Source organism: Arthrobacter sp. SE2 (genome assembly GCF_058244265.1).
Window position 1 is genome coordinate 151,364 of record NZ_JBZAYA010000005.1, and the last position, 21,547, is coordinate 172,910.

The 21,547-nt window shown below is 64.1% G+C and carries 19 protein-coding genes and 1 tRNA gene; 14 read left to right on the forward strand and 6 right to left on the reverse strand.

The features are described from left to right. Positions 1-19 precede the first annotated feature (19 nt). Both AC4CS3_RS09120 and AC4CS3_RS09125 read right to left on the reverse strand, forming a co-directional pair. On the reverse strand, positions 20-2,128 hold the full coding sequence (locus tag AC4CS3_RS09120; RefSeq protein ID WP_490783158.1) for an acyl-CoA dehydrogenase family protein: 2,109 nt from the start codon (positions 2,126-2,128) through the stop codon (positions 20-22). Positions 2,129-2,162: 34 nt separating this feature from the next. Beyond that, a complete protein-coding gene (locus AC4CS3_RS09125) occupies positions 2,163-2,891 on the reverse strand; it encodes a TetR family transcriptional regulator (protein ID WP_490783159.1) in 729 nt (242 codons plus the stop codon). A 62-nt stretch (positions 2,892-2,953) separates the two neighbouring features. Between AC4CS3_RS09125 and AC4CS3_RS09130 the strand changes: the two genes are divergently transcribed. Genes AC4CS3_RS09130 through AC4CS3_RS09140 form a run of 3 tightly spaced genes read left to right on the forward strand, consistent with a single transcriptional unit; the run spans position 2,954 to position 6,590 of the window. Further along, positions 2,954-4,324 carry an acetyl-CoA C-acetyltransferase gene (locus AC4CS3_RS09130; RefSeq protein ID WP_490783160.1) on the forward strand — a complete coding sequence of 457 codons (1,371 nt, stop codon included), beginning with the start codon at positions 2,954-2,956 and terminating at the stop codon, positions 4,322-4,324. Between the two features lie 5 nt (positions 4,325-4,329). Next, positions 4,330-5,682: a 3-oxoacyl-ACP reductase gene (locus tag AC4CS3_RS09135; RefSeq protein WP_490783161.1), complete on the forward strand. Its 1,353-nt coding sequence runs from the start codon at positions 4,330-4,332 to the stop codon at positions 5,680-5,682. Beyond that, positions 5,679-6,590, forward strand: coding sequence for a MaoC family dehydratase (locus AC4CS3_RS09140; protein ID WP_490783162.1), 912 nt, complete (start codon positions 5,679-5,681; stop codon positions 6,588-6,590). Before AC4CS3_RS09135 ends, AC4CS3_RS09140 begins: the two co-directional genes overlap by 4 nt. A gap of 240 nt (positions 6,591-6,830) precedes the next feature. Here the strand turns inward: AC4CS3_RS09140 and AC4CS3_RS09145 are convergent. After that, a tRNA-Leu gene (locus AC4CS3_RS09145) sits at positions 6,831-6,913 on the reverse strand. 276 nt (positions 6,914-7,189) lie between these two features. Between AC4CS3_RS09145 and AC4CS3_RS09150 the strand changes: the two genes are divergently transcribed. Together AC4CS3_RS09150 and AC4CS3_RS09155 are read left to right on the forward strand one after the other, a co-directional pair. Beyond that, positions 7,190-8,494, forward strand: a complete 1,305-nt coding sequence (locus AC4CS3_RS09150) for a M20/M25/M40 family metallo-hydrolase (protein WP_490783163.1) — start codon at positions 7,190-7,192, stop codon at positions 8,492-8,494. Between the two features lie 9 nt (positions 8,495-8,503). Beyond that, a complete protein-coding gene (locus AC4CS3_RS09155) occupies positions 8,504-9,664 on the forward strand; it encodes an acyl-CoA dehydrogenase family protein (RefSeq protein ID WP_490783164.1) in 1,161 nt (386 codons plus the stop codon). 45 nt (positions 9,665-9,709) lie between these two features. Here AC4CS3_RS09155 and AC4CS3_RS09160 read toward each other — a convergent pair whose 3' ends face one another. Beyond that, on the reverse strand, positions 9,710-9,943 hold the full coding sequence (locus tag AC4CS3_RS09160) for a DUF5703 family protein (protein WP_059389241.1): 234 nt from the start codon (positions 9,941-9,943) through the stop codon (positions 9,710-9,712). A 39-nt stretch (positions 9,944-9,982) separates the two neighbouring features. Between AC4CS3_RS09160 and AC4CS3_RS09165 the strand changes: the two genes are divergently transcribed. Next, on the forward strand, positions 9,983-10,255 hold the full coding sequence (locus AC4CS3_RS09165; RefSeq protein ID WP_236811050.1) for a hypothetical protein: 273 nt from the start codon (positions 9,983-9,985) through the stop codon (positions 10,253-10,255). A 62-nt stretch (positions 10,256-10,317) separates the two neighbouring features. Here AC4CS3_RS09165 and AC4CS3_RS09170 read toward each other — a convergent pair whose 3' ends face one another. Beyond that, positions 10,318-11,250 (reverse strand): aldo/keto reductase, encoded by a 933-nt coding sequence (locus AC4CS3_RS09170; RefSeq protein WP_490783165.1) that lies wholly within the window; start codon positions 11,248-11,250, stop codon positions 10,318-10,320. Between the two features lie 52 nt (positions 11,251-11,302). Between AC4CS3_RS09170 and AC4CS3_RS09175 the strand changes: the two genes are divergently transcribed. Both AC4CS3_RS09175 and mshC read left to right on the forward strand, forming a co-directional pair. Continuing rightward, the gene (locus AC4CS3_RS09175) at positions 11,303-12,136 is read left to right on the forward strand and encodes an undecaprenyl-diphosphate phosphatase (protein ID WP_490783166.1); all 834 of its coding nucleotides are present in this window, start codon (positions 11,303-11,305) and stop codon (positions 12,134-12,136) included. 16 nt (positions 12,137-12,152) lie between these two features. Then, the gene (gene mshC / locus AC4CS3_RS09180) at positions 12,153-13,436 is read left to right on the forward strand and encodes a cysteine--1-D-myo-inosityl 2-amino-2-deoxy-alpha-D-glucopyranoside ligase (RefSeq protein ID WP_490783167.1); all 1,284 of its coding nucleotides are present in this window, start codon (positions 12,153-12,155) and stop codon (positions 13,434-13,436) included. Positions 13,437-13,496: 60 nt separating this feature from the next. Here the strand turns inward: mshC and AC4CS3_RS09185 are convergent, their stop codons facing one another. Then, on the reverse strand, positions 13,497-14,402 hold the full coding sequence (locus AC4CS3_RS09185; RefSeq protein ID WP_490783168.1) for a PAC2 family protein: 906 nt from the start codon (positions 14,400-14,402) through the stop codon (positions 13,497-13,499). A gap of 119 nt (positions 14,403-14,521) precedes the next feature. Here AC4CS3_RS09185 and AC4CS3_RS09190 point away from each other — a divergent pair, with 119 nt between their 5' ends. From AC4CS3_RS09190 to AC4CS3_RS09215, 6 genes are all read left to right on the forward strand, one after another. Then, positions 14,522-15,253, forward strand: coding sequence for an HAD family hydrolase (locus AC4CS3_RS09190; RefSeq protein ID WP_490783169.1), 732 nt, complete (start codon positions 14,522-14,524; stop codon positions 15,251-15,253). After that, positions 15,254-16,423, forward strand: a complete 1,170-nt coding sequence (locus AC4CS3_RS09195) for a site-2 protease family protein (protein ID WP_490783170.1) — start codon at positions 15,254-15,256, stop codon at positions 16,421-16,423. A 118-nt stretch (positions 16,424-16,541) separates the two neighbouring features. Further along, on the forward strand, positions 16,542-17,594 hold the full coding sequence (locus tag AC4CS3_RS09200; RefSeq protein WP_345451783.1) for a tRNA (adenine-N1)-methyltransferase: 1,053 nt from the start codon (positions 16,542-16,544) through the stop codon (positions 17,592-17,594). Between the two features lie 101 nt (positions 17,595-17,695). Beyond that, the gene (arc, locus tag AC4CS3_RS09205; protein ID WP_490783171.1) at positions 17,696-19,510 is read left to right on the forward strand and encodes a proteasome ATPase; all 1,815 of its coding nucleotides are present in this window, start codon (positions 17,696-17,698) and stop codon (positions 19,508-19,510) included. A 50-nt stretch (positions 19,511-19,560) separates the two neighbouring features. After that, complete coding sequence (dop, locus tag AC4CS3_RS09210) at positions 19,561-21,177, forward strand: depupylase/deamidase Dop (RefSeq protein ID WP_284982489.1); 1,617 nt, start codon at positions 19,561-19,563, stop codon at positions 21,175-21,177. Between the two features lie 122 nt (positions 21,178-21,299). Then, the gene (locus tag AC4CS3_RS09215; RefSeq protein ID WP_490783172.1) at positions 21,300-21,503 is read left to right on the forward strand and encodes a ubiquitin-like protein Pup; all 204 of its coding nucleotides are present in this window, start codon (positions 21,300-21,302) and stop codon (positions 21,501-21,503) included. Positions 21,504-21,547: the final 44 nt, after the last annotated feature.

Consider the following 21,547-nt stretch of genomic DNA (forward strand, 5'->3'; position numbering starts at 1 on the left):
GGCTGGTTACGGCACGATGCTAGCTGGATTTCCTCCCTTTCAAGGCGAGGAGGCTCTTCTCCTCGGCGGGGGCCTGGCCGCTTGCCCGCTGCGCCCGGAAGTGTCCGCGGGCTTCGTCCTGGCGTTCCTTTTCGGCCCCCGAAGCGATGGCCGCGCGCAAGTGCTCCGGACCGTAGCCGAAGGAATCAACCAGGTCCAGGGCATGGGGACGGATCTTGACGAGCAGCCTGTTGATGTAGGCCCCCACGGTGCGTCCGCGCTGCATGGAAAGGCGGCCGTTCATGAGGTACCAGGACAGGTGCTTTTCGATGAGCGAGAGGCCAAACAGGTCGCGGAGCCATGTCAGCACCTTCAAGGTACCCGGGTCGCCGACCTTGCCGAGGGCTTCCGTGAACGCTTCCCATTGCAGGAGTTCGGCGTGGGCCTGGGCGGCTTCAATCAAATCGTCCTGATGCTGGTTGAACAAGGCGGCGCCCTGATGCTGCGGAAGCTTGTTGGCACCCTTGAGTGCAGCGCCCACCTCCGCCACCATGGACTGCACCCGGTCCGTCAGCAGTGTCCGTTGGCCTTCTTCGTCCCGCAGGGCGAGCGCGGCTTTCTGGACTGATCCCGTGTCCGCCACGAACTGCGCTACTTGCCGCAGGCCGGTGCGGTTGATGGCGACGTCCGCGGCCTGGGCGGCCACGAAGCGGGCAAGCACGCCGAAGTCCACGTTCCGGAACTCTTTGGCGTAGTCGGCCAGGAGGCGCTTGGCGACGAGCTGTAGCAGCACGGTGTTGTCACCCTCGAAAGTGGCGTAGACGTCCAGGTCCGCGCGGAGCGAGGCGAAACGGTTCTCGATGAGGAATCCTGCGCCGCCGCAGGCCTCGCGGCACTCTTGCAGCGTGTCGAGGGCGTGCCAGGTACTCATGGGCTTGAGGGCCGCGGCGAGGGTCTCGAGGTCCTGGCGGTCGGCGTCGGTGTCGTGCCGGCCGGAAAAGACGTCGTCGAACTTTTCGAGCAGCTGCTCGTGTGCGAAGCTCGCCGCAAAGGTGGTGGCAAGCCGGGTGAACAAGCGGCGCTGGTGCCGTTGGTAGTCCAGCAGGACTTCCTCGTCCGTGGGGGATGAGGCGTTGAACTGGCGCCGTTCGGCGGCGTACCGGATCGCGGTCGTCAAGGCCAACTTGCTCGCGGCGACGGCGGCGCCGTCGAGGGAGACGCGGCCCTGCACCAAGGTGCCGAGCATCGTGAAGAATCGCCGACCCGGGCTCGCGATGGGCGAGGTGTATTCGCCTTCGGGGGAGACGTTGCCGTAGCGGTTGAGCAGGTTGGTGCGGGGGACACGGACATCGGTGAAATGCAGGCGCCCGTTGTCGATGCCGTTGAGCCCGCCCTTGATGCCGTCGTCCTCGCCGCCGATTCCGGGCAGGAACTCCTTGGTGTCCGGGTCCCTCAGCTCGACATAGAACGCGTGAACGCCGTGGTTAACGTTGCGGGTCACCAGTTGGGCGAACACGACGGCGGCGAGGCCGTCCTCGGCTGCGTTGCCGATGTAGTCCTTCCACGCGGCACGGAACGGAGTGTTGATGACGAACTCCTGCGTGGCCTCATCGTACGTGGCCGAGGTGGCAATGCTCGCAACATCGGAGCCGTGCCCGGTTTCGGTCATGGCGAAGCAACCGGGGATCTCCAGGCTCATGATCCCGGGCAGCCATTTGTTCTGGTGCTCCTCAGTGCCGAGGTGCATCACCGCTGAACCGAAGAGGCCCCACTGGACGCCGGCCTTGATCTGCAGTGATGGATCGGCAGTGACGAGCTCCTCGAAGCCGGCGATGTTGCCGCCGTGGTCGTCCGAACCGCCGAGGCTGGCGGGGAAAGCCCGGTGCACGGCGTTGTTGTCCACGAGGTACTTGAGCTGCCCGAATACACGCTTGCGGTGCTCCGTATGCGTCAAGCCTTCGATCTTGTGCACCTCGGGGCGGCCGGCGAGGTCACGTGCCGTGTGCCGGATGTGGGCCCACTTGCCGAGCAGCAATTCGCCAAGAGCCGCTACATCCACCGTAGGGGCGGGCGCAACAGGCTGCGTGGTTGCAGCCGTTCCCGCGGCCGCCCGGTTGCTGGAGGAGGTGCGGTCCACTACTTCAGTCATGGTGATTCCTTCTTTGGTTCCGAACAACGTGGAGTCATTGCTGATATTCAGGGGAGTTGATCTTGAGTTCCGGGGCGATTCCCACGCACAGCCAATCGGTGATTTGGGCCGCCATGGTTTCCTGGTCGGGCTTTGCTGCGGAGGCGGGACTACCGAGCCACCTCTCGCCGGCGTTGCGGACCAGTCCGATGGCCGCGGTGGGCCAGTAGTCGATCAATGCTTCCTTTTCCGCCCCCAGGTGTTCCCGCATGGGCCGGGCGATCATGGCACTGATCGACTCGAAGAAGTGGCCAAGGGCTCCTGAGGCGGCGATGGCGTCTTGCGCAGAGGGTTCGCCTTGCGAGAGTCGTGTGATGAACGCATAGACGGCGGGGCTGGACTCCGCCATCTGCAGGTACGCGGAGACCATGGCGAACAGGCCTTCGCGTGGAGTCTGCGCGCTTTCTGCCGCTTCCTTCATTCGCCGTTGCATTTGTCCCAGCACTACTTCGCCCATTGCCTGCTGCAGGCCGGCTTTGTCCCCGAAATAGCGGTAGTACACCGACTTCGAGGTACTGGCGGCCGTCGCGATGTCCTCCATGGAGGCCTCGCTGCCCAGTGAATGGACAGCCTTGCGGGCGGCCTTGATGAGATCGCGCCGTCGCTCTTCGCGGTGGACCTGCCAGCGGGCGGCACGGCCGTCGACGGCGGGAGCCTCGCTGTCCGCGGGAGGCGGGGTCCCGGCGTCGTGTTCTGCAGGAAGTCCTGGGCTGGGGATGTTCACGATACTCAGCGTATCAGGTACGCTGGGTATCAGTAACCCGATGTGATCATAAGGAGAAACGCATGCCTGCAGCAGCACATTCCGCGAGCGCACCACACGAATCACCCGCAACCCAGGGCACACTCCGCAAGGCCGTGGTGGTTGGCGGGAACAGGATCCCCTTTGCCCGGACCGGCGGTGCCTACACCAAATCGTCGAATCAGGACATGCTGACGGCGGCACTGGACGGGCTGATCGCACGCTTCGGACTTCAAGAGGAGCGGATTGGGGAGGTCGCCGCAGGAGCCGTCCTGAAGCATTCCCGCGACTTCAACCTGACGCGCGAAGCAGTGCTTGGCTCGGCCCTTTCCGCGGAGACACCTGCCTACGATCTCCAGCAGGCGTGCGCCACCGGCCTTGAGACCGTCCTGGGCCTCGCCAACAAGATCAAGCTGGGTCAGATCGACTCGGCCATCGCTGGCGGGGTCGACTCTGCCTCCGATGCCCCTATTGCCGTGAGCGAGGGCCTCCGCGAAATCCTGCTGGACCTCAATCGCGCCAAATCCCTTCCCGATCGGCTCAAGGTCCTCTCGCGGCTGCGTCCCAAGGACCTCGCCCCGGATGCTCCGAACACTGGGGAACCGCGCACCGGCCTCTCTATGGGAGAACATCAGGCGCTGACCACGGCCCAATGGAAGATCAGCCGTGAAGCGCAGGACGAGATCGCGTTCAATAGCCACCACAACCTCGCGGCAGCCTACGAACGTGGCTTCTTCGATGACCTCGTGACTCCATACCGCGGGCTGAGCCGTGATTCGAACCTCCGGCCCGATACATCCATGGAGAAATTGGCCACCCTCAAGCCCGTCTTCGGAAAGAGCCTTGGGGCTGAAGCCACCATGACGGCCGGCAACTCCACTCCGCTCACGGACGGCGCCTCCACGGTTCTCCTCGGCACCGAGGAATGGGCGGACGACCGGGGACTGCCCAAGCTGGCCCTCGTCGTCGACGGCGAGGCGGCCGCCGTCGATTTCGTCCACGGGAAGGACGGACTCCTCATGGCTCCGGCCTTTGCCGTGCCGCGACTCCTGGCGCGCAACGGCCTGTCCTTCGAAGACATCGACTTCTTCGAAATCCACGAGGCCTTCGCGGGCACGGTCCTGAGTACGCTCGCCGCGTGGGAAGACGAGGAATTCGGCCGTACCCGGCTGGGATTGGATGGTGCCTTCGGCAAGATCGACCGCGCCAAGCTCAACGTCAACGGCTCGTCCCTCGCCGCCGGACATCCCTTTGCCGCGACCGGCGGACGGATCGTCGCCTCGCTGGCGAAGATGCTCCATGAGAACGGCCCGGTGGACGGCCGGCCCGCCCGTGGACTCATCTCCGTCTGCGCAGCCGGAGGGCAGGGCGTCGTCGCGATCCTCGAGGCCTACTCCGCTCCGGAAGGGCGGTAGCCGGCATGACGGACAAATACACACAGTTCGTCAGCCACGGGATCGGCAAGGACCTGGCCAAAAGGCTCGGCCTGCCCCAACCTGCCGTGCTCCGGAGATACAAAGCGGGAGAACCGCTGGTTCCGGGTCCGGTCCTTGTGCTCGGGAGCAGCAACGGGAAAACCGCGGGGGCCGACGATTTGGCTACCGCCCTGGTGGGCTGGGGCCTCGACGTCCGGCGTTCGGCCTTGCCCAAGGAAAAGCTGGGGGCGATCATCCTGGTGCTTGACGCCGTCGAGCATCCGGAAGAGCTTGCCGGACCGGTTCTCACTGCGGCCCCATCGCTCCGTGATCTGGCCGCAGGCGCACGGGTGGTCACGATCTCCCGCACTTCCGCCTCTGCCGCCAGCCCGGCTGTTGCCGCGGGCCGCCAAGGCGTCGACGGCCTGCTGCGTTCCCTGGCCAAGGAACTCCGGGCGGGTGCCACAGCCAACGGCATTCTCCTCGGGGACGGTACCGGCACCACGAGCCCCAGCACGCTGGGTGCGATGCGCTTTTTCCTGTCCGGCCGCTCCGCGTTCGTGGATGGTCAGTTCCTGACTGTCACCTCAGGCGCCGGCCAGCTTTCCGCCGACGCCGACAAGCCCTTGGCCGGGAAGGTAGCCGTGGTCACGGGAGCCGCCCGTGGAATCGGCGCGGCGATCGCGCGGACCCTCCACCGGGACGGCGCCCGGCTGGTGGTGGTGGACATTCCCGCTGCGGGGGACCACCTCGCGGCCGTCGCCAACGAGGTGCATGGCACCGCCCTGCAATTGGACATCACGGCCGGGGACGCCGGGAAGCGGATCATCGAGCACGCCGTGGAACGCCATGGCGGCCTCGACATCGTCATCCACAATGCCGGCATTACCCGCGACAAGCTTCTGGCCAACATGGATGAGGGCCGCTGGAATTCCGTCATCGGAGTGAACATCGCCTCGCAGTTGAGAATCAACGAGGCACTCCTGGGCTCGGACCAGCTCAACAAAACCCCACGGATCGTGTCGGTGGCCTCCACCAGCGGCATCGCAGGCAACCGCGGGCAGACCAACTACGCTGCGTCCAAAGGGGGAGTGATCGGCATGGTCAGGGCCACGGCCCCCTTGCTGGCGGAACGCGGCGGCTCCATCAACGCGGTCGCGCCCGGCTTCATCGAAACCGACATGACCGCCCGGATCCCCTTCGCCACCCGGGAAGTAGCCCGCAGGCTGAACTCGCTGCAGCAGGGCGGCCTGCCCGGGGACGTGGCAGAGGCAATTGCGTTCCTGGCATCGGATGCCGCCGCTGGAATCACGGGAGAAGTGCTCAGGGTCTGCGGACAGAACCTGGTGGGTGCATGACCACGGAACAACCGCTCATCCTGGGGGAGCTGCCGTCCCTCTCGAAGCTGTACGTGAATGCGGCGGCGACGGCGGCACGGCGAAGGGTGCTGGGATTCCAGACAGCCACCGCGCTGCCCCACGGGAGCCATGAAGTCCGCGGGGTGCGGGCCGACGTCGCGAACCTCACCGCCTACCAGCACCTGATCGGCGAGACAGCGAGTGACGCCCTGCCGGCCGGCTTCATCCATGCCCTCGCGTTCCCGGTTTCCATGAGCGTGCTGAACCGCGACGACTTCCCGCTTCCCCTGCTGGGGATGATCCATTTGAAGAACCACGTGGAGCAATTGCGGGCAGTCCAGTTCAGTGAGCCGCTCGACGTCCGGTCCTGGGCCGAGGACATGCGCGGCCACAGGGCCGGAACCCAGCTGGACGTCGTCGCCGAAGTCCGATCGAGCAACGACGGGGCCTTGCTCTGGCGGGGCGTCTCGACGTATTTGGCCAAGGGGGTCTTCCTGCCGGGAGTCGACAAGGCCGCTACGGCCGCCGCTCCGAATGAGTTCACGGCACCCACACCAACAGCGGTCTGGCAGCTCGGCGTGGATACCGGCCGCTTGTACGCCGCGGTATCCGGAGACTTCAATCCGATCCACTTGAGCCTCCTCTCGGCCAAGGCGCTCGGCCTCCCGCGGTCGATCGCTCACGGCATGTACCTTGCATCCCGGGCACTGGCCGACGTCGGCTCGGTGAAATCGGAATCGTTCCAATGGGACGTGAATTTCGAGGCACCGGTGTTCCTCCCGGCGCGGGTGGCCCTGGAAATCGGCACCGTCCACTCAGCGGCAGGCTCATGGGAGCGTTCGGACTATGTGGCGTGGAACCCGCGGAGCGGCAGGAAGCACTTCAGCGGTTCCGTGACGGCGCTGTAGGGCACCGGTTTCGGGTTCAAAGCTATAGGTTCAATACGGTTACGACGGCGGTCACCCACGTGGGCGGCCGCCGTCGCCTTTCCTCGCGGAGCCGGGTTCAGCGTCAGGTTCACTGCCGTGGGCGAATTCCCCGTAATGCAATTCAATAAATGTGATGAACGCCGCATTAGTGTCTGAAAACGCAAATTCACGTTAAACAAACAAGGCCTGGAATTATCATAATTCCAGGCCTTGCAATTGTGCGCGGAGGGGGACTTGAACCCCCACCCCCTTTCGAGGACTAGCACCTCAAGCTAGCGCGTCTGCCATTCCGCCACCCGCGCAGGTGGTGTTCGGAGCCTTCGTTCTGCGCCTCTCGGCGCTTCTCTTTCCTCCGAAGCAGCGAGAAAAACTCTAACACGGTTTCTGGGAAATAAAAAAACCGGAGCCGGAGAAGGTGCCGGCAACGGCAATTGGACCCTGCCACTCCGCGCCAAAACGCAGGAAAGTACGCGGCCAAACGAGCGTGCGGTGGGTAGGCTGAGGGAAGCGCGCGGGAGCGTACGCACCAACTGCCTACCCGCCGGAGTATGTCCATCCCAGCCAGCAAGGAGAGTTCCATGACTGATATCCGACCCGAGGACGAAGTAGTCCGGATCTGCCAGGAACTCATCCGCATAGACACCTCGAACTTCGGTGACGATTCCGGTCCCGGGGAACGCGTCGCGGCGGAATACACGGCGGCGCTTATCAATGAAGTGGGATTGGACGCCGAAATCTTCGAGTCGGCTCCGGGCCGGGCCAATGTCGTCACCCGGATGGCGGGGGAGGACCCCTCGGCCGGAGCCCTCGTGGTGCACGGCCACCTCGACGTCGTTCCGGCGCTCAAGGACCAGTGGTCCGTGGATCCCTTCAGCGGCGAACTCAAGGACGGACTCATCTGGGGACGCGGCGCCGTGGACATGAAGGACATGGACGCCATGATCCTCTCGGTCATGCGCGACTTCGCCCGCACGGGACGCAAGCCCAAGCGGGACATCATCTTCGCGTTCTTCGCCGACGAGGAAGCCGGAGGCAACCACGGCGCGCGCTACGCCGTCGAGCACCGCAGGGAACTCTTCGACGGCGCCACTGAAGCGATCTCCGAAGTGGGTGGCTTCTCGGCCACCATCGGAGGCCAGCGCACTTACTTGCTCCAGACCGCCGAGAAGGGCCTTTCCTGGCTGCGCCTCGTGGCCCACGGCAGAGCCGGGCACGGTTCGCAAATCAACACGGACAATGCGATCACCCGCCTGGCCGGGGCAGTCACCAGAATCGGCGAATATCGCTGGCCGATCGAGCTGACCCCCACCACCCGGCAGTTCCTCGATGGTGTCACGGAACTGACCGGCGTCGAGTTCGATCCGGACAACCCCGAGACCCTCCTGAAGGAACTCGGCACCGTCGCGCGCTTCGTGGGGGCCACCCTCCAAAACACCTCGAACCCCACGCTGCTGAGTTCCGGTTACAAGCACAATGTCATCCCCGAATCGGCGGAAGCGCTCGTGGACTGCCGCACGCTCCCGGGCCAGCAGGAACTGGTCTTCGAAACCGTCAAAAAACTTGCCGGCGACGGCGTGGACGTCAGCTACGTCAACAAGGACGTGTCCCTGGAGGTGCCGTTTGCCGGCAACCTGGTGGACGCCATGATCGACGCGTTGCACACGGAGGACCCCGGCGCCAAGGTGTTGCCGTACACCTTGTCCGGCGGCACCGACAACAAGTCGCTCAGCAAGATCGGCATCACAGGCTACGGGTTCGCCCCGCTGATGCTCCCCGACGAACTCGATTTCACCGGGATGTTCCACGGGGTTGACGAACGCGTCCCGGCTGATTCGCTCAAGTTCGGATCCAGGGTGCTCAACACCCTGCTCAGCACCTACTAGGGAGAAGCCTTGACCCCTGAGGAGATCCTGCCGGACGAGCTGCTCCACCGCATCCGGGGCCGCGCCGCGGGCTACGACCAGAACAACTCCTTCTTCCACGAAGATCTTGAGGAGCTCGCAGCGGCGGGCTACCTGAAGCTCTTCGTCCCGGAATCCGACGGCGGAGTGGGGCTCGGGCTCGAAGCCGCGGCGGCGCTTCAGCGCCGGTTGGCCACGGCTGCCCCGGCAACCGCCTTGGCTGTCAACATGCACCTTGTCTGGACCGGCGTCGCGCACGTCCTGGCGGCCCGCGGCGACGACTCCCTTGACTATGTCCTCAAGGAATCAGGACGGGGCGAGGTCTTTGCATTCGGGATTTCCGAGGCGGGAAATGACTCCATGCTCTTCGACTCAGGGACCACGGCGGAACCGCAGCTGGACGGCGGGTACAGCTTCACCGGGCGGAAGATCTTCACGAGCCTGTCGCCGGCATGGACCCGCCTCGGCATCTTCGGCAAGGACAGCGGCGCACGGGAGGGGAACGGGGAGCTGGTGTTCGGCTTCATCCACCGGGACGCCCCGGGGCACGAGACACTGAGTGACTGGGACACCCTGGGCATGCGGGCCAGCCAATCGAACACCACGCTCCTGCAGGGCGCCATGGTGCCGCCGGAACGGATCTTCCGGAAGCTGCCGGTGGGCCCAAACCAGGATCCATTGATCTTCGCGATCTTCGCGTGCTTCGAAACGCTGCTTGCCGCCGTCTACACAGGCATCGGGGAGCGGGCATTCACCCTGGCGGTCGAGGCCGTCAAGCGCCGGAGCTCGGCCAAGTACGGCGGCCGGAGCTTCTCGCAGGACCCGGACATCCGCTGGAAGATCGCCGACGCCGCCATGGCAATGGATTCCATCCAGCCGCAGTTGGCCTCAGTTGCCCGTGACGTGGATGCACTGGTCGATCACGGGGCGCAGTGGTTCCCCAAATTCGTGGGGCTCAAGGTGCGGGCCACGGAGAACGCCCGGACCATGGTGGATGTGGCGATCCGGGTTTCCGGGGGCTCAAGCTACTTCCGGGACTCCGAACTCGAACGGCTGTATCGCGACGTGCTGGCCGGGATATTCCATCCCTCCAACGACGAATCCGCACACACCACAGTAGCCAACGCGTGGCTTGGTCCGCTCGAAAGCTGAACGCTCGGAAGCTGGAGCGGGGACCCTGAAATAACGGCCGTGCTGCTACACGGTGCGTTGTACGTTGAGTACTCTGCGGCGCAGCCAGAACCGGCGACCGCCGCCGATATAGAGGATGCTCCGCTCCAGTTCCCACTTGCCATATTCGGAGTGTTCCACGAGCCGGCGTCGCGCCTCGGGCAAGGAATCGTCAGGGCTGACGGTCAGTACGAGATACTCGTACTGCCTTGCGTAGTCCCGCTGACGCTCCACTGAACTGCTCAGAAATTGTTCTCTCATCCCTCTCCATTTTCGTCTTTTTCGGGCTAACGTGAAGTCATGAGCATCGATCCGCGTGTCGCGCTTCAGTCATTGACAGCCGCCTTGGAAGAGCACCTGATTGCCGCTTCCGCCCGCCGGGGCGAAGGAGATCCCGCTGTGGAGGCAGCGTTTTTCGCCGTCGCAGATGCCTTTGAGGTATATGAGGACTCACTATACGAGGCCTACTCGGAAGTCACACCACTTCAGGTGTTCGACGACGATGAAGAGGATGACGACGAGGAGAACAATGAACTCCTCGATGAAGACGAGCTGGAGATCCTTGACCAGTAATGCAGTGTCAGTAGTGCGCGGTCAGTAATGCCGCGGCGAGTGATGCCGCAGTTTCAGCCGGGTCAGATCGCTGAAACGTCTTCCAGTGCCCGCGAGATTTCGGCGGGAAGGGGCGCCAGCTGCGCATCGAGCAACTCCTTGAGCTGGACCGCGTTGCGTGCGCCCACTATGGCCGTGGATACGCCCGGGCGGGAGAGCAACCAGCTCAGCGACACGTCGACGGCGGAGCGTCCCAATCCGCGCGCGGCCATTGCCGCTGCTTCGACGATCCGTGCGCCCCGGGCGTCGAGGTACTTCTCGACATAGCCGCTGAGGCGGCCCTCAGCCGCTCGTGATTCAGACGGAATCTGTCCACGGTATTTGCCGCTGAGCACCCCGCGTCCGAGGGGCGCCCACGCCATGAGGCCGAGGCCGGCGTCCTCGACGGCGGGCACGAGTTCGTCTTCGGGCTTCCTGTGGAGGAGCGAGTATTCGGATTGGTTGGCCACCACGGTGAATCCCGCGACGGCCGCAGCCTTGGCGGTCTGCCAACCGTTGTAGTTGGAGATGCCGACGTACCGTGCGCGTCCCGAACGCAGCGCAAGGTCAAGCGCGGAAAGCGTTTCGTCCAGCGGAACGTTGCCGTCCCAAGCGTGCGCGAACCAGATGTCCACGTAGTCGGTTCCCAAGCGGGCAAGGCTGGCGTCGAGTGCGGACAGCATCGAACCGCGGGAGGCATCGACACTGCGCCGGCCGTCCGACGTCGAGACGCCCGCTTTCGTGGAGAGCACAACCTCCGAACGCGCCACGACGTCCCCCAGCATGGAGCCCAGGAGAGCCTCGGCTTGTCCTCCTGCGTAGGAGGCCGCGGTATCGATCATGGTGCCGCCTGCGGCGATGAACGTATGGAGCAGCTCCCGTGCATCCTGTTCGTCCGTTTCTTCCGCCCAGGACATGGTGCCCAGGGAAAGGGTGGACACCCGAAACCCACTGTTGCCGACGTAACGCTGCTGCATAGCTGATAGCTTACGGGGAGATCAGGTACATCATGACGTAGGGTCTATTCACGTGAACTGGATAGAAGCAGCCTTCCTTGGCCTGGTGCAGGGCCTGACAGAATTCCTTCCGATTTCTTCGAGCGCACACCTGCGAATTGTGGGCTCGTTCCTGCCTAATGCGGCGGATCCCGGAGCTGCTTTCACGGCCATTACCCAGTTGGGCACCGAGACGGCCGTCATTGTCTTCTTTTGGCGCGACATCGTCAGGATTGTGCGCGCCTGGTTCGGATCGCTGCGCGGCAAGGTGGCCAGGGACGATCCCGACGCGCGGATGGGCTGGTTGGTCATCCTCGGCAGCCTGCCCATCATCGTGCTCGGCCTGCTCTTCCAGAACCAGATCGAATCCGTGCTGCGCAGCCTCTGGATCGTCGCCACCATGCTCATCGTCTTCGGCATGATCCTCGCAGTAGCGGACGCTGTCGGCCGGCAGGAACGCGAGCTGAGCCAACTGACTTTCAAGCACGGCATCCTCTACGGGCTGGCGCAGGCCATGGCGCTCATCCCGGGCGTCTCCCGCTCCGGCGGAACCATCACAGCCGGCCTCTTGATGGGGTATACGCGTGAAGCTGCCGCACGGTATTCGTTCCTGCTCGCCATACCCGCTGTCTTCGGCAGCGGCCTCTACCAGCTGTACAAGGTGGTGTCCAAGGAAGGAATCACCGGACCCTTCGGTCTTCCGGAAACGGCCCTGGCCACGGTCATTGCCTTCGTTGTGGGCTTCATCATCATTGGCTGGTTCCTCAAATTCATTTCAACCCACAGCTACCGTGTCTTCGTGTGGTATCGCATTCTCCTGGGACTCGCCCTCTATGTATTGCTCGGTTTCAATGTCATCAGCGCCTAGCACTATGGTTGAGGCTGTGAAATCGTGGATCTCCCGCCCTGTGCCTGAACTACCCGGCAGCATGCCCCCGTTGAGGCTGTTCGATACCGCCCTGAGGGCCCTCGTGGAGGTCGAGCCACGCGCGGAGCAATCCATGTACGTCTGCGGCATCACGCCCTACGACGCCACCCACATGGGCCACGCGGCCAGCTATGTCGCCTTCGACCTGCTCAACCGCGCATGGCGCGACAGCGGCCAGCGGGTTGCGTACGTCCAGAACGTCACCGACGTCGACGATCCCCTCCTGGAGCGCGCCACCGCCACCGGCGTTGACTGGCGGGAGCTGGCCGCGAGCCAGATTGAGCTTTTCCAGACCGACATGGACGCCCTGAATGTGCTGGCTCCGAATTATTACATCGGAGCTGTCGAGGCGATCCCGATGATTGTCCCGGCCATCGAGAAATTGATCGCGGACGAGCTCGCCTACCGCGTGCAGGGCACCGGCGGCGAACCTGACGGCGACGTCTATTACGACGTCGAGGCGGCCGGCAAGGCCTCCGATAGCCCGGACGCATGGACCCTCGGTGACATCTCGGGGCTCGGCGAAGTGGAAATGCTGGAGCTTTTCGCAGAACGCGGCGGCGATCCCGGGCGGTCCGGCAAACGGAATCCCCTTGATCCATTGCTATGGCGCGTTGCCCGCGACGGCGAGCCGAGCTGGCCCGGTGCAAGCCTGGGTGACGGACGTCCCGGCTGGCATATTGAATGTACCGTCATCGCCCAGAAGTACCTTCCGGCTCCGTTCACTGTGCAGGGCGGCGGATCGGACCTCGCCTTCCCGCACCACGAAATGGGTGCCGGACACGCGTATTCGCTCAGCGGCGTTCCCTTGGCCCGCCACTATGCCCACGCCGGAATGGTGGGCCTGGATGGCGAAAAGATGAGCAAGTCCAAGGGCAATCTGGTCCTTGTGTCCAAGCTCCGTGCCGCGGGCGAAGAGCCTGCCGCCATCCGCCTGGCGATCCTGGCCAACCACTACCGTTCGGATTGGTCCTGGACCGACGAAGGATTCGGCCAGGCCAAGGAACGGCTCAACACGTGGCGGGCCGCCCGGGACATTGCTCCCGAGGGAACAGCGGCGGAACTGCTGACGCGGATGCGTGCCGAGCTCGCCAACGACCTCAACGCTCCCGGCGCGGTCGCCGCCGTCGACGCCTGGGCCGCTGCAGCCCTCAGCAACGCTTCCGACGCCAATCCCTCTGCGCTGGATTCCGCCCTGGTGAGCGATGCGATCAACGGATTGCTCGGCGTCGAGCTCTAGCGGAGCTCAGGAACTGAAGCCAACACTCGCTGAAGCGGACAAGCCCTGGCGGCAGGACCGTCAGGGCTTGTCCTTGCCCCTGCGCTTGAGATAGCGCTCGAATTCGCGCGCGATGGATTCGCCACTGGCCTCCGGCAGGTCAGCCGTGTCCTTGGCCTCTTCTAGCTGCCGCACATAGGCGGCGATTTCGGGGTCTTCAGTGGCCAGTTCGTCCACACCGCGCTCCCAAGCCTCCGATTCCTCGTTGAGGGCGTGGGTGTCCAGCGGCACTTGGAGCAGATCCTCGATCCTGTTCAAGATGGCCAGTTGTGCCTTGGGGGAGGGCGGCTGCGCGACATAGTGCGGCACGGCCGCCCAGAGCGACACCGTGGGCAAGCCCGCGAGCAGGGCGAATTCCGCCAGCACGCCCACAATGCCTACCGGACCCTCGTATTGCGAAGCCTCCAGGTTCAAGCGCTGCCGCAATCCGCTGTCGTCCGAGGTGGTGCTGACCGGGATCGGGCGGCTGTGCGGGACATCGGCCAGAAGGGCACCGATCAGCACAACGTAGTCGACCTTGAGCGTTTCGGCGTGGACCAGAAGCTCGGCCGTGTAGGCCCGCCAGCGGTAGGAAGGTTCGGTGCCGAGCACGAACACCACATCGACGTTGCTGTCCGGGACGCTGGCCTTGTACAGGCGCGTGGAAGGCCATTTCACCTTGCGGGCTCCGGCTGCGGTACGTCGCACGGTCGGCCGGGTGAACTGGAAGTCGTAATAGTCGTCGGCATCAACGGATGCCACTTTCTTTCCTTGCCACAACTTGTTCAAGTAGTGCAGGGAATCGCTGGCCGCCTCGCCGGCGTCGTTCCAACCCTCGAAAGCCGCGAGCATCACGGTGATGCGCTGGCCTTCGGCTACAGGCTGGAGAAGGCGCTCAGGCTCCGGTGAAGTGGCCTGTCCGTCAGGGGCTCCGTCCAAACTGTTCATTCACTCACCCTACGTCCAACACCGCCACCGATGCATGGCGTGAGGGGACCGGCGTGGCCATACTTCGCCCCGGGCGTAGAGCGGCAATTGCCCTGCCTCCTTCCACGTAGACTTTAGGCATGCTTGCTTCAGCCACCCAGCCCCTGCTCAAAGCCGCGCTATGGGACATGGATGGCACCCTGGTGGACACCGAGCCGTACTGGATTGCTGCAGAGCGAACCCTCGTGGAGTCCCACGGCGGCGCCTGGAGCCATGAACAAGCCATGCAGCTTGTAGGGCAGTCATTGATGCACTCGGCCGGCATCCTCCAAAGGGCTGGAGTGAACCTGGAAAAGCGGGAGATTGTTGACACCTTGAGCGCCCAGGTCATCGACCGTCTCCGCATCGAGGTGCCGTGGCGGCCTGGAGCCAAGGAATTGCTTGACGAGCTGTATCAATCCGGCGTCCGCTGCGCCCTCGTGACGATGTCCGAAGGCCCGATGGCGCGGGAAGTCGTCGCCAACCTCCCCAAGCCCTACTTCGAATTCCTCATTACAGGGGACACCGTGAGCCAAGGAAAACCCCACCCGGAGGCTTACCTCGCCGCCGTCGAGCGGCTCCAGGACACAGACCCCGGGCTGACCGCGGATCACTGCGTTGCCCTTGAGGATTCCGTCCCCGGAGTGGCTTCCGCGATCGCCTCCGGCGTGGTCACCGTCGGCATTCCGCACCAGATGCCATTGCCCGAGGACCCCCGCCGGGCAACTTGGACCACCCTCGAGGGACGCAAGGTCGCCGACCTTGAAGCACTTGTTGCCGAGCGGGCCCTTGGCAATGTGCCGGCCGCGGCCTTCCTTGGACAGGCAAACTAAGTGAGCACTCCCCGGAACGGCGGCCACAGCACCCGTAGCAGCAGGAAAGACGGGATTCCACTCGGCCGGATAGCGGGAATCCCCGTGTATCTTGCCTACTCCTGGTTCATCATCGCCGCGTTCACGGTGATCGCCTATGGACCGGCGCTGCTCATCCGGAACCATTCCTTGGGAATCGGCGCCTACCTTGTGGCCTTTGGCTATGCGGTGCTCCTGGCCCTTTCCGTGCTCGTCCATGAACTTGCCCATGCCTTGAGCGCCAAGGCATTCAAGTGGCCCACGGAGAAGATCGTTTTGAATCTCTGGGGCGGGCACACCCAGTTCGAGAGCTTCATTGCTTCCCCGGGCCGTTCGGTAGTTGTTGCCTTGGCCGGACCCGCGGCCAACTTTGTCCTCGCGGGCGCGGCCTGGCTATTGCTGCAGGCCGGTGTCTTCACCGGGGTGGGGGACACCCTGACGAACATCTTCATGTGGGCCAATTTCCTGATTGGCATTTTCAATGTCCTCCCGGGCCTGCCGCTTGACGGGGGTCGCTTGGTGGAGTCCGCGGTATGGAAAGCGACCGGCAGCCAGGAGAAGGGTACGGTTGCCGCCGGTTGGGCGGGACGCGTCATCGCGATCGTCCTGATTGTGAGCTTCATCGTCCCGCAATTGCTGGGCGGAAACAGCCCTGATCTCATTCAGATGGTTGTCGCGGTCCTGGTTTGCAGCTTCCTTTGGATGGGTGCCTCAGGCGCCATTCAGCAGGCGACGCTCCGTGGACGCCTCCCCTCTGTGAGTGCCGCCGCCTTGGCCGAACCCGCCGTCGGAATTCCGAACTCGGCCACGGTCGCAGACGTGCTGCGCGTGGCACCCTACGGTACGCCCGCCGTCGTCATCTGCGGACCGGATGGCCGGCCACAGGGTCTGGTCGATCCGGCTGCGACTGCAGCCGTGCCGGCCTCCGAGGTATCCACAACCTTCGTGACAGCGGTTTCCACCCCGCTCGCCGACGGCGCCTACGTCCCCTGGACGTCCAGCGGCCAGGAACTGATCCAGTATTTGGCCCAGCTCAGCGGCGCCGAATACGCCGTCGTGGACGAACACGGTACGGTCATGGGCCTGCTACGGCAGCAGGCCGTAGTGACAGCCATTACAGGTAAAGTAGCCCGACGGAGCGGACGCCCGTAGGACCTTCCCGGTAGAGTTACCTGCCGGCCGTGAAATAACCCGGCCGGCAGTGCGCATCACTAAGCAGTAACTGTGGCAACAAATGACGGCCCAGCCGTACAGGAGCGAGGAAACACCCATGAGCAGCGAAACCGCCGCCAACTATACGGCCACCGGCGCCGCCAACACCGCCATCCAGCCGACTGGTGCGGCACGGCGCCGAGGACCGTTCCGTGTGGGCGAGCGGGTTCAACTCACCGACGAACGCGGCCGCATGAACACCATCACCTTGGAGGAAGGCGGCGCCTTCCATACGCACCGCGGCTTCCTGAACCACGACGAAATCATTGGCCAGGTTGACGGTTCCGTGGTCGCCAACAACATCGGCCAGCAGTACCAGACGCTGCGCCCGTTGCTCTCGGACTTCGTGTTGTCCATGCCCCGCGGTGCAGCAGTGGTCTACCCCAAGGATGCCGGCCAGATCGTCACCATGGCCGATATCTTCCCGGGTGCCCGCGTTGTGGAAGCCGGCGTTGGTTCCGGCGCCCTTTCGATCTCCCTGCTTCGTGCAGTGGGCGACAACGGTTACCTGCACTCTTTCGAGCGTCGGGAAGAATTCGCCGACATCGCCCGCGGCAACGTGGAAACCATTTTCGGCGGTCCGCACCCGGCCTGGAAGATTTCGCTCGGCGACTTTCAGGAGGAAGTTGTCCGCAGCGAAGAGCCCGGATCCGTGGACCGCGTGGTGCTGGACATGCTCGCTCCTTGGGAATGCCTCGACGCCGTAGCCACCGTTTTGGCCCCCGGCGGCGTGTGGATCAACTATGTGGCCACCGTGACCCAGCTCTCCCGTACCGCCGAAGCCATCCGCGCCGACGGCCGTTTTACGGAACCGGACGCCTGGGAGTCCATGGTCCGCGGCTGGCACCTCGAGGGCCTCGCTGTCCGTCCCGACCACCGCATGGTAGCCCACACCGGCTTCCTCCTGGTAACCCGTCGCCTCGCCGACGGCGTGACCGGAATCTCCGTCAAGCGGCGTCCTTCCAAGACGGAGTTCAGCGAAGAGGACCTGAATGCCTGGACACCGGGAGCCGTTGGAGAGCGTGCGGTTTCCGACAAGAAACTGCGGCGCGCGGCACGGGATGCGATTGCCGGCACCAACGTCAAGGACGACCCCACGCCCGCTCCCTGAGGAAACATCACAAACTGGTCCGCATTCCGGATGTCACAGGTTACCCAACGCTTTTGAGGGCTAAGGTCTATTTATAGAAAGCGGGAAGGAGCTGATGCTTCGTGGATACGTCGAACAATGACTTCGGGCGAACAACGCCGGAGGAGCCATCGAACAAGGCTGTGACTGAGGGAAAAGCGGGACACGGGGGTGCGGCAATCCAACCGGTGGACGACTCCGCGGAACTCACCGTCGCGGAACGCCAGATAAACATCCTTCGAGACAAGCTGCGCCACATCGACCGTCAGCTTGCCGCCGCCACCCAGAACAACACCAAGCTTGTGACCATGCTGGAAACGGCGAAGGCCGAAATCCTGCGGCTCAAAGGCGCCCTCGAGCAGGACGGCCAACCGCCGTACAGCTTCGGGACCATCCTGCAGATCAATCCGAGGCGCCAGCCAACGGCAGGCAGCACCGGCCAGGCGGCCACCGAGGAATCGGTTGACATCTTCAATGCCGGCCGCAAGATGCGCGTGGGCGTCAGCCCGCTCGTGAACATCAACCAGCTGGCCGTCGGACAGGAAGTCCTCCTCAATGAGGCCCTGCTCGTGGTGACCGGCCTGGGCTATGAACGGGCAGGCGAACTCGTCACTCTCAAGGAAATGCTTGGCACGGACCGCGCCCTCGTAGTGGGCAGGGCCGATGAGGAACGGGTCGTCAGGCTTTCAGGCGCCTTGCAGAAGGTGCACCTGCGCGTCGGTGATGCCTTGTCGCTGGATTCCCGCACGGGCTACGCCTTGGAGAAGGTGCCCCGGGCAGAGGTCGAAAACCTGGTCCTCGAGGAAGTCCCGGATATTACCTACGAGGACATCGGCGGCCTGGGCCCGCAAATCGAACAGATCCGTGACGCGGTGGAACTCCCGTTCCTGCACCCGGACCTGTACCGCGAACACGGGCTCAAAGCACCCAAGGGCATCCTGCTTTACGGTCCTCCGGGCTGCGGCAAGACGCTGATCGCGAAGGCCGTTGCCAACTCGCTTGCCGCCCGCGCCTCCGAACGGGCAGGCAACGTGGACCTGAAGAGCTACTTCCTGAACATCAAGGGACCTGAACTCCTTGACAAGTACGTCGGCGAAACAGAGCGTCATATCCGCCTGATTTTTGCGCGCGCCCGGGAGAAGGCCTCGGATGGCAGCCCAGTGGTGGTGTTCTTCGACGAGATGGACTCGCTGTTCCGCACCCGCGGCACCGGGGTGTCCTCCGACGTCGAAACAACCATCGTCCCTCAGCTCCTGAGCGAGATCGACGGTGTCGAACGGCTCGACAACGTCATCGTGATCGGCGCCTCGAACCGTGAGGACATGATTGATCCGGCTATTCTTCGTCCCGGGCGGCTTGACGTGAAGGTCAAGATCCAGAGGCCCGACGCCGAAGCGGCCGCCGACATTTTCGCCAAGTACATCACCACCGACCTTCCTTTCCACGCGACGGATCTGGGCGAGCACGGCGGCGACGTCCAGGCGACGGTCGACGCCATCATCCAGCGCACCGTTGAAGCCATGTATTCGACCGAGAAGTCCAACGAGTATCTCGAAGTCACCTACGCCAACGGCGATACCGAGATGCTCTACTTCAAGGACTTCAACTCCGGCGCGGTGGTCCAGAACGTCGTGGACCGGGCCAAGAAGTACGCCATCAAGGATCTTCTGCTGACCCAGCAGAAGGGCCTTCGGATCGACCACTTCCTGCGCGCCGTCGTCGACGAATTCCGCGAACACGAGGACATGCCCAACACCACCAATCCGGATGACTGGGCACGCATCTCGGGCAAGAAGGGCGAACGCATCACCTACATCCGTACCATCGTCCAGGGCAAGGCCGGCCAGGAGCCCGGGAAGTCGATCGAAACGACTCCCAACACCGGCCAGTACCTGTGACGGCCCGGCCGGAAGGCCTGCCTTCGGACAAGCTTCCCGCGGGCGGGGCCATGCGGGTCATGGGTTCGGAAACTGAATACGGTATCCACGCGCCCTCCGCGCCAGGGGCGAACGCCACGATGATGTCCGCACGGATCATCCAGGCCTACGCGAACCTGACGCGGCAGCGGGCAGCCGGGGGCGCTGAAACCCGCTGGGACTACACGGATGAAGAGCCCCTGCATGATGCCCGCGGTTGGACAGTCGAGCGCAGTGCAGCAGATCCGAGCCAGCTGACTGACAGGCCTCCCGTGCTCGACGCCGAGGCCGTTGCCTTGGCGTACGGGCGGCAGGAGCTGGAAGCCGACGGCGGCGACGAGTCAGGATCGTTGCTGATGAACATGGTCCTCGGGAACGGGGCCCGCCTGTACGTGGACCATGCCCATCCGGAATATTCCAGTCCCGAGGTCACGAATCCCCGGGACATCGTCGCGTGGGACGCGGCCGGCGACCTCGTTGCCCTGGCCACGGTTCGGAAGGTGGCGGCCGACCCTGATCTGCCGGCCATCAATCTGTACAAGAACAACACCGACAACAAATCGGTGTCCTACGGTTCCCACGAGAACTACCTCATGCCGCGTTCCGTCCCTTTCGGGGATATTGTCCGCGGCTTGACGCCGTTCTTCGTCACGCGCCAGGTCATCTGCGGTGCCGGCCGGCTCGGCAAGGGCCAGGACGGTTCGACTTCCGGATTCCAGATCAGCCAGCGCGCGGATTTCTTCGAAGCCGAGGTAGGGCTGGAAACCACCATCAGGCGTCCGATCATCAATACCCGGGATGAACCGCATGCCACCGCCGACAAGTACCGGCGTCTGCATGTCATCATCGGGGACGCCAACCTGAGCCAGGTCTCGAACTACTTGAAGTTCGGCACGACGGCGTTGGTCCTGAGCCTTATCGAAGCCGGGCAGGCTCCGAAGATCGAAGTACATGAGCCCGTGGCAGGCCTGCAGGCAATCAGCCACGACACTTCCCTGACTGCCACGGTCAGGCTTCTCGACGGACGGCGCGTAACAGCCCTGGATATCCAGTGGATGTACTACGAGGCAGCGGCCAAACTTGGCCAGGAAACCGGGGTCTCGGATTCCTTCAGCGGAGACGGCCACACCCGCGATGTCCTGGAACGATGGGAGTCGACGCTGGGGCTCTTGGGGAGCAACCCCGCAGGTGCCGCGTCTTCGGTCGAATGGCTGGCCAAAATGTCCCTGCTGGATGGCTACAGGAACCGTGACGGCCTCGAATGGAACGACGCCCGCCTGGGTCTCGTCGATTTGCAATGGTCCGATGTGAGGCCCGAAAAGGGCCTGTACTACCGCATGCTTTCCCGCGACCGCATGCAGACGATCGTCGACGACGCCACGATCAGCCGTGCTGTCGTCGAACCGCCGTCGGACACCCGCGCATTTTTCCGCGGGAAGTGCGTTTCCAGCTTTGGCAAGGACGTGGTCGGCGCCAGCTGGGATTCGGTTATCTTTGACGTTCCGGGCATCGGGAAACTTCAGCGTGTGCCCACCCGGGAACCGCTCCGCGGCACGGAAGCACTCACCGGACAGCTGTTTCGGAAACACGCCACAGCGGGCGCATTCCTCCGTGAATTGCTCGGCCTGGACCCGGCCCCGCCCGCCTGAACGGGCAGCCGGCTAAAGGCTGCCAAACGGGCCCTTAAAACCGCAGCGTCGCAGCCCGCCCCGTGGCAGTATGGCATTACAGGAAGTCCCCGTTGCCGGGGATGGACAGAATGGAGAAGGAAATGGCAGCTCAGGAGCAGCAGCAACCGCAGTCGCGGGACGTCGAGGCAGAGGTCGACGCCCCCGAGGCGCCGCCCGCAGCGCCGGAGGCACAGGCCTCGGTCGCAACGCAGGGCGTAGACGATCTCCTCGACGAAATCGACGGTGTTCTTGAATCGAACGCCGAAGAGTTCGTCAGGGCATTTGTGCAAAAGGGCGGCCAGTAGCCAGCCGCCAGCTAAGCCAAGGGCCCGGCCGGCGTGAGGCCGCC

What these genes read in the sequence shown, in the direction of transcription:
- AC4CS3_RS09165 (WP_236811050.1), top strand. Translation starts at nt 9,983, where the DNA reads ATGAGCATCGATCCGCGTGTCGCGCTTCAGTCATTGACAGCCGCCTTG.
- AC4CS3_RS09200 (WP_345451783.1), top strand. Translation starts at nt 16,542, where the DNA reads ATGAGCAGCGAAACCGCCGCCAACTATACGGCCACCGGCGCCGCCAAC.
- AC4CS3_RS09190 (WP_490783169.1), top strand. Translation starts at nt 14,522, where the DNA reads ATGCTTGCTTCAGCCACCCAGCCCCTGCTCAAAGCCGCGCTATGGGAC.
- AC4CS3_RS09170 (WP_490783165.1), bottom strand. Translation starts at nt 11,250, where the DNA reads ATGCAGCAGCGTTACGTCGGCAACAGTGGGTTTCGGGTGTCCACCCTT.
- AC4CS3_RS09215 (WP_490783172.1), top strand. Translation starts at nt 21,300, where the DNA reads ATGGCAGCTCAGGAGCAGCAGCAACCGCAGTCGCGGGACGTCGAGGCA.
- AC4CS3_RS09130 (WP_490783160.1), top strand. Translation starts at nt 2,954, where the DNA reads ATGCCTGCAGCAGCACATTCCGCGAGCGCACCACACGAATCACCCGCA.
- AC4CS3_RS09160 (WP_059389241.1), bottom strand. Translation starts at nt 9,943, where the DNA reads ATGAGAGAACAATTTCTGAGCAGTTCAGTGGAGCGTCAGCGGGACTAC.
- AC4CS3_RS09185 (WP_490783168.1), bottom strand. Translation starts at nt 14,402, where the DNA reads ATGAACAGTTTGGACGGAGCCCCTGACGGACAGGCCACTTCACCGGAG.
- AC4CS3_RS09150 (WP_490783163.1), top strand. Translation starts at nt 7,190, where the DNA reads ATGACTGATATCCGACCCGAGGACGAAGTAGTCCGGATCTGCCAGGAA.
- AC4CS3_RS09140 (WP_490783162.1), top strand. Translation starts at nt 5,679, where the DNA reads ATGACCACGGAACAACCGCTCATCCTGGGGGAGCTGCCGTCCCTCTCG.
- dop (WP_284982489.1), top strand. Translation starts at nt 19,561, where the DNA reads ATGCGGGTCATGGGTTCGGAAACTGAATACGGTATCCACGCGCCCTCC.
- AC4CS3_RS09120 (WP_490783158.1), bottom strand. Translation starts at nt 2,128, where the DNA reads ATGACTGAAGTAGTGGACCGCACCTCCTCCAGCAACCGGGCGGCCGCG.
- AC4CS3_RS09135 (WP_490783161.1), top strand. Translation starts at nt 4,330, where the DNA reads ATGACGGACAAATACACACAGTTCGTCAGCCACGGGATCGGCAAGGAC.